Raw genomic sequence first — 7,252 nt, 5'->3', positions numbered from 1 at the left:
ATCTATGCTCAGCGTGACCAGGGGTGTCTGTCGCGGGGTTGGCATTGTCTTGTCTCCTGACGATGCTTATCTTGTTTTTTAGTTATGATCGTTAATTATTATGCTGGCTAACAGTCTGTCATGCCATCTTTGCGGAAGCAAGCCTATGCAGAGTGAAAATGACATAGGTTTTTCCCTTAATGGCGAGTTTTTTCTGTATGAATCATCATGTTCATATGGTTTTTTGATTTTCTTTGTTAATGAATTTCTGCGCGGGGATGTGGCCTCGCGTTTTGCCCTGGATAGGGGAGTGAGGCCCAGTATGGATGTGGTGAGCAAGAAGGTTGCGCCGGCAGCGGCAGGCGAGTCAGGGGCCGGGCTGGATTTGTGCCACGATGCCTTGGGGTATGCGCTCCGGCGCGCCCAGGTCCGTTCTTACGAATTATTGTTTGGCATACTCGGGCAGGAAGCTTTGACTCCCGCCAGGATCACCGCGCTATCGCTGATTGCCACGCATCCCGGCATGAGCCAGTCTGTGCTGGCCGAACAGCTGCAAGTGAACCGCGCCAGTGTGGTCAAGGTAATAGATGCCCTGGAAACCAAGGGGTTCGTGCAGCGCTGCCCGGTGCAGGGCGACCGGCGCAGCTATGCGCTGGCCGTGACACAGGCCGGGCGCGCGGAGCTGCATGCCTTGCGCCGCAAGATGGATGCGTATGAGGCAGCGCTGGCCGAGCGCCTGGAAGCTGGTGAACGGCAGCAGCTGATGCGCTTGCTGGAAAAAGTGGCGCCGCCAGGGCGCGGGTGAGGGATAGTGTCAGGAAAAGCGGGAATGGGCACCATGCGCAGTGCCGGAGGCGGCAAGAGGGCGCATGCTGCCATGCGCAGGTTCAGCGGGAGCGGCGGGCGACTTTGTTGAGTAATTCCAGCAGCATGAAACGTTCGGCCTGCGTCAGGCCGCGCAGCAAGTCGTTTTCCATGCGCAGGGAAATTTGGTGCCCATTTTCGGCCAGCGCCTGTCCTTCCGGCGTCAGGTGAACACGCATGGAGCGCTTATCGGTGGTATTGCGCTCCCGCAGCAGCAGGCCTTTCTCGCCGAGGCGATCCAGCAGCACGGTGACCTTGGGGGCGGGCAGCGCCAGGGCCTGGGCCAATTGTTTCTGCGTGACGCCCGCATTATGGGCAATGATGAGCAGCATGGAAAATTCCGCCGGACGCAGATCCAGCGGCTGGCCGATATGTTTGATGAATACCTTGCGTGTGGGAGCCGTGGCCATCGCAAGCTGGTGCCCCAGGACATGTTGCAGGCAACTGGTATCCAGCGTGGAGGTGCTTGAGGGGACGAGCGGGTCTTTTTCTTTCATGTCGGACCTTGATTGTCGCAGGTCTATATTATGGCCCGGTTGTATGGAGAGAATACGGATCAACGCTGTGTTTTCATCCTGCCGCCATCGCGGCGGCCCGGAGGCTCCCTCCCGGGATCAGGAGGGAGGCGGGGCTGGCGGTCGGTTCAGTCCCTGGGTTCTAGCTGCCAATCGCCATTGACGACTTTCAGCACGACGGTGCTTTTCGGGGAAAAGCCCCAGTGATCGGCAGGGGTGTAGTCGAGCATTCCTTGGGAAACCGGCAGTTCCGGCAAGGATTCCAGGGCATCGCGCAGCGCCGCGCGGAACTCGGGCGTGCCGGGTTTGGCGGATTTCAGCGCAATGGGGATGACGTGCTTGAGCAATTCCTGGATATCGTAGGCATGCGCCGCGAATTGATTGCGCGTGCCAGGCCCGTACTGCGCTTCATATTGCTGCACGTAATCCATGGCTGCCTGCTTGGAAGGGAAGTCTTCCGGCAACTGTTCCGCGACGACGGCTGGCCCCGACAGGACATAAGCGCCTTCCAGCGCCTTGCCGCCGACGCGCAGCAGATCCCGGCTGGCCGCGGCATGGGTTTGGTAGAGCTTGCCTTTATAGCCGCGTTCGACCATGGCGCGGTGCGGCATGGCGGCGCCGGAGCCGGAGGCGACGATCAGGATGGCGTCGGGGTTGGCGGAGACCAGTTTCAGGCTTTGGCCGGTCACGCTATTGTCCGTGCGCTGGAAACGTTCGACGGCGGACAACTGGATGCCATGATCGGCCGCCATCTTGCTGACATCCTGCAGCCAGGATTCGCCGTAGGCATCCGTATAACCCAGAAATCCCAGGGTTTTGATGCCCTGGCGCTGCATATGGTCGAACATGGCTTCGGCGATGGTCGCCGACGAAGGCGCGAGGCGGAAACTCCAGGTCTCCTTGCCTGCCGGGATGGGGGGCGGCGAAACCGCCAGCTGCGGGGTCTTTGATTCCAGCGCCACATCTACCATGGCCAGCGCGATGGGCGTGGCGGCCGATCCGACAATGACATCGACATTATCTTCGGTGACCAGGCGCCGGGTATTGCGGATGGCGACAGTCGGGTCGGTGGCATCGTCCATGACGATCACCTTCAGTTTCTCTCCGGCAATTTCCTCGGGCCAGAGTTTGATGCCGTTTTGGACTTGCAGGCCCAGGGCAGAGGTCGGGCCGGTCAGCGGCAGCACGACGCCGATGGTGATATCGGCGGCGGCGGGCAGCGCGATGGCGCTGGCGCAGGCTGCCAGCCAGGCCGCTGGGCGAAACTTGGTGTCGAACATGGTGGGTCTCCGGGTTATTTTGTTAATTATGATAAATATATGGCCCGGTTTTACCGATGGGAGTAACCCGTAGATTGATGTGTATAAAGGGTTTTCCTTATTGTTGCGTATATTCTTTGGAATAAATTGATTCCATAGTGGTAGTTGTTTTTCAGGTCACACCTGCCGCGCCGCACGGGGCGGCGGAGGCTTACCACGCATGGGTCAGATCCAGTGCCATGGAGCTTTTCACTTCCTCCATGACGGCATAGGTGCGGGTCTCGCGAACGCCAGGGAGTTGCCATAGCACCCGTCCGGCAAAATCCCGGTAGGCTTCCATATTGTCATGGCGGGTTTTGAGCAGGTAATCGAAGCCGCCGGCCACCATGTGGCATTCCATGATTTCCTGGCGGTCCTGCACGGCCAGTTTGAACTCCTCGAAGACATTGGGCGTGGTGCGATCCAGCAGCACCTCGACGAACACCAGCATGCCGGCCTTCAGCTTGCGGGGATTGAGCCGCGCTTCGTAGCCCAGAATGTAATTTTCGCGCGTCAGCCGCTGCACTCGGGACAGGACGGCCGTGGGTGATAAAGAGACAGCTTCAGCCAGTTTGGTATTGGGAATCCGGCCATCCTGCTGCAGAAGATCGAGGATACGGATATCCATGCGGTCAAGCTCATGTTCCCCTGTGCTCATTTTGAATTTTTCTCTATTTTGGATATGTTTTATGGAGGAAAATTTTATTCATCTTCAAAGATAATAGCAAAAAATTTGGCGATATCCGCCTGTCCTTTTTGGATGATCAAATGTCCATTTCCGCTCCTGTTGCTCCGGCTACCGCTGCTCCGGTCTGCGCCCCGTTTTCCCATGTGACGCCGCTGGCGCCGCAAACCGATTTGCGGGCTGCCATCACGGCCGCCTGGCGTCGCCCAGAAACCGAAGCCGTGCCCTGGCTGCTGGAGCGGGCCCGCCTGCCGGCAGACCTGTCCGGGCGCGCCCAGGCGCTGGCGCTCAGGGTGGCGACGGCATTGCGCCAGCGCAAGACGGCTTCCGGCAAAGCCGGCCTGGTGCAAGGCTTGCTGCAGGAATTCGCCCTGTCTTCTCAGGAAGGGATTGCCTTGATGTGCCTGGCGGAAGCGCTGCTGCGCATCCCGGACAAGGCCACACGCGATGCTCTGATCCGCGACAAGATCAGCGGCGGCAACTGGAAAGAGCATGTGGGCCAAAGCCCTTCCGTGTTTGTCAACGCGGCAGCCTGGGGGCTGATGCTGACCGGCAAGCTGGTGGCCACGCATAGCGAGAAAGGCATGAGCGCTGCGCTGGGGCGCCTGATCGCCCGCGGCGGCGAGCCCTTGATCCGCAAGGGCGTGGATATGGCCATGCGCATGATGGGCGAACAGTTCGTGACCGGCGAAACCATGGAAGAGGCCTTGCGCCATGCCCGTTCGCTGGAGACGCAGGGTTTCCGCTATTCCTACGATATGCTGGGGGAAGCCGCCCTGACAGCGGCCGATGCCCAGCGTTACCTGAACGATTACGAACAGGCTATTCACGCTATCGGCAAGGCATCCAATGGCCGCGGCGTTTACGAAGGCCCGGGCATTTCGATCAAACTGTCGGCGCTGCACCCGCGTTACAGCCGTGCGCAGGTGGAACGGGTGCAGGCCGAGCTGTATCCCATCGTGCTGAAGCTGGCACGCCTGGCGCGCCAATATGATATTGGCCTGAATATCGACGCGGAAGAAGCGGACCGCCTGGAAATTTCGCTGGATCTGCTGGAGCGCCTGTGTTTCGAGCCTGAGCTGAAAGGCTGGAAGGGCATCGGTTTCGTCATCCAGGCCTACCAGAAGCGTTGCCCCTTCGTGATCGACTATGTGGTGGATCTGGCGCGCCGCAGCGAACAGCGTTTGATGATCCGTTTGGTGAAGGGCGCGTACTGGGATAGCGAAATCAAACGCGCCCAGATTGACGGCATGGACGGCTATCCGGTCTATACCCGCAAGCCCTACACCGATTTGTCTTATATCGCCTGCGCGCGCAAGCTGCTGGCAGCGCCGGATGCGGTCTATCCTCAATTCGCCACGCATAACGCGCAAACCCTGGCGACCATTTATGAATTGGCCGGCCCGGAAAGCTATCAGCCTGGCCAGTATGAATTCCAATGCCTGCATGGCATGGGCGAGCCGCTCTATGAGCAGGTGGTGGGCCCGGCCAGCGAAGGCAAGCTGGGCCGCCCATGCCGGATCTACGCGCCTGTTGGCACGCATGAGACGCTGCTGGCGTATCTGGTGCGCCGCTTGCTGGAAAATGGCGCCAACACCTCGTTTGTGAACCGGGTGGCAGATCAGGGTATTTCGCTGGAAGAGCTGGTGCGTGACCCGGTGAGCTTGATCGAGGCCATGGCGGCTGCCGAAGGGACGCTGGGCTTGCCGCACCAGGGCATTGCGCTGCCGCTGGAGCTGTATGGCAGCGCCCGCCGCAATTCAAGCGGCCTGGATCTGGCCAACGAGCAGCAGCTGGAACAGCTGGTGGCCAATCTGCGCGAGTCGTCCAAGGCGGCGCTGGTGGCGCGCCCCATGCTGGCGGCGGAAGTTGACCGCCTGGAAGACGCCGAACTGGTGCGCAATCCGTCCGACCTGCGCGATACCGTGGGCACGGTGCATGCCGCCAGCGCCGAACAAGTCGATGCCGCCTTGCAGGCCGCGCATGATTACGCGCCTCAATGGGCCGCGGTGCCGGTGGCCGAGCGGGCTGCCATGCTGGACCGCGCCGCCGATGCCATGGAAGCGGAAATCCAGCCGCTGATGGGTATTCTGGTGCGTGAAGCCGGCAAGACCTACGCCAATGCCATCGCCGAAGTGCGCGAAGCCGTGGATTTCCTGCGCTATTACGCGGCCCAGGCGCGCAGCCAGTTTGATAATGGCAGCCACCGCCCGCTGGGGCCGGTGGTGTGCATCAGCCCTTGGAATTTCCCGCTGGCCATCTTTACCGGCCAGGTCGTCGCGGCGCTGGCGGCGGGCAATACCGTGCTGGCCAAACCGGCCGAACAAACGCCGCTGGTAGCGGCCCAGGCCGTGCGCCTGCTGTGGCAGGCGGGCGTGCCGCGCGCGGCCGTGCAACTGGTGCCGGGCAATGGCAGTGTGGTGGGTGCCCGCCTGACCGCCGATGCGCGGGTGCAGGGCGTGATGTTTACCGGTTCCACAGAAGTGGCGCGCATTCTGCAACGCACCCTGGCCCAGCGCCTGGGTGCCCATGGCCAGCCGGTGCCGCTGATTGCCGAAACCGGTGGCCAGAACGCCATGATCGTCGATTCGTCCGCGCTGACCGAGCAGGTTGTGCAGGATGTGATCGTCTCCGCTTTCGATAGCGCCGGCCAGCGCTGTTCGGCGTTGCGCGTGCTGTGCGTGCAGGAAGATGCGGCCGACCGCCTCATCACCATGCTCAAGGGCGCCATGGCCGAATTGCGCCTGGGCAACCCGGCTTTGCTGGCCAATGATATCGGCCCGGTGATCGACGCCGAAGCCCAGGCCAATATCGACCGCCACATTGAACAATTGCGCGCCAAGGGCCGTCCGGTGCATCAGCTGTCCCTGGGGGGCGAAGCCACTCGCGGCGCTGCCACGGCGCACGGCACCTATGTGACGCCGACCCTGATCGAATTGCCTGACCTGGCCGATCTGCAGCGCGAAGTGTTCGGCCCGGTACTGCATGTGGTGCGTTACCGCCGTGACCAGCTGGACAACGTGCTGAGCCAGATCCGCAACACCGGCTATGGCCTGACCATGGGGCTGCATACCCGCATCGACGAAACCATAGAGCATGTGGTCGCGGGGGCGCATGTCGGCAATATGTATGTGAACCGCAATACTGTCGGGGCCGTGGTTGGGGTCCAGCCGTTTGGCGGGGAAGGCCTGTCGGGTACTGGCCCGAAGGCTGGCGGCCCGCTCTATCTGTACCGTCTGCTGACGGCGCGGCCGGAAAAGGCGCTGGCTGCGCCATTTGCCACGGGGGCGGCGCAACAGCGCGCAGCGCTGCCGGCAGCGGCGCAAGCCTTGGCGCAGTGGCTGCGCCAGAACCCTGCCGTCCGTCCGGTGCGCGAACCCATGGCTTTCTTCAGCGGCAACAGCTATGCGCTGACGGGCCCGACGGGCGAGAACAACGTGTATAGCGTGCTGCCGCGCCTGGCTGTCCTGGGTGTGGCTGCTACCGAGCGCGACTATATTGCGCAGCTTGTTGCCGTGCTGGCTGTCGGCAGCCGCATGGTGTGGCATGCCCAGGACGCTGTGGCCCGCGCCCTGCATCAACAGCTGCCGCAGGACGTCCGCAGCAGCGTGCTGCTGGCTGATGACCTGGCGCGCGCCAGTTTCGACGCCGCCCTGCACCATGGCGACGAGGCCTCTTTGCTGCTATTGCAGCAGCAGATTGCCAGCCGCGACGGCATCATTGTCAGCATCACCAGCCTGAAACCAGGGGTGGCGGATATCCCGCTGGAACGCCTGGTCATCGAGCGCGCGCTCAGCGTGAACACGGCAGCAGCAGGCGGCAACGCCAGTCTGATGACGATGGAATAAGCGGGCAGGCGCGGCGGCCTGGCAGACGGCGGGCATCCTGCCCGCTGTCTGCGGGGCCGCGCC

At 62.0% G+C, this 7,252-nt stretch carries 5 protein-coding genes; 2 read left to right on the top strand and 3 right to left on the bottom strand.

Annotation, left to right across the window (positions count from 1 at the left end):
- Positions 1-289 precede the first annotated feature (289 nt).
- Entirely contained in the window at positions 290-784 is a 495-nt protein-coding gene (locus ACTJGZ_RS06840; protein WP_441662192.1) for a MarR family winged helix-turn-helix transcriptional regulator, read from the top strand.
- Positions 785-866: 82 nt separating this feature from the next.
- On the opposite strand, the gene ACTJGZ_RS06835 is transcribed toward ACTJGZ_RS06840, so the two are convergent.
- The 3 genes from ACTJGZ_RS06835 to ACTJGZ_RS06825 all read right to left on the bottom strand — a co-directional run bounded on the left by ACTJGZ_RS06835 (position 867) and on the right by ACTJGZ_RS06825 (position 3,314).
- The gene (locus ACTJGZ_RS06835) at positions 867-1,340 is read right to left on the bottom strand and encodes a MarR family winged helix-turn-helix transcriptional regulator (protein WP_441662191.1); all 474 of its coding nucleotides are present in this window, start codon (positions 1,338-1,340) and stop codon (positions 867-869) included.
- Positions 1,341-1,486: 146 nt separating this feature from the next.
- Positions 1,487-2,638 (bottom strand): ABC transporter substrate-binding protein, encoded by a 1,152-nt coding sequence (locus tag ACTJGZ_RS06830; protein ID WP_441662190.1) that lies wholly within the window; start codon positions 2,636-2,638, stop codon positions 1,487-1,489.
- A gap of 190 nt (positions 2,639-2,828) precedes the next feature.
- Entirely contained in the window at positions 2,829-3,314 is a 486-nt protein-coding gene (locus ACTJGZ_RS06825; protein ID WP_441662189.1) for an Lrp/AsnC ligand binding domain-containing protein, read from the bottom strand.
- Between the two features lie 110 nt (positions 3,315-3,424).
- On the opposite strand from ACTJGZ_RS06825, the gene putA reads away from it, so the two are divergent.
- Positions 3,425-7,189: a trifunctional transcriptional regulator/proline dehydrogenase/L-glutamate gamma-semialdehyde dehydrogenase gene (gene putA, locus ACTJGZ_RS06820; RefSeq protein WP_441662188.1), complete on the top strand. Its 3,765-nt coding sequence runs from the start codon at positions 3,425-3,427 to the stop codon at positions 7,187-7,189.
- Positions 7,190-7,252 lie beyond the last annotated feature (63 nt).

It is taken from the genome of Kerstersia sp., from assembly GCF_052103615.1.
GTDB lineage: Bacteria > Pseudomonadota > Gammaproteobacteria > Burkholderiales > Burkholderiaceae_B > Kerstersia.
This window is presented reverse-complemented; position numbering and strand designations above follow the sequence as displayed.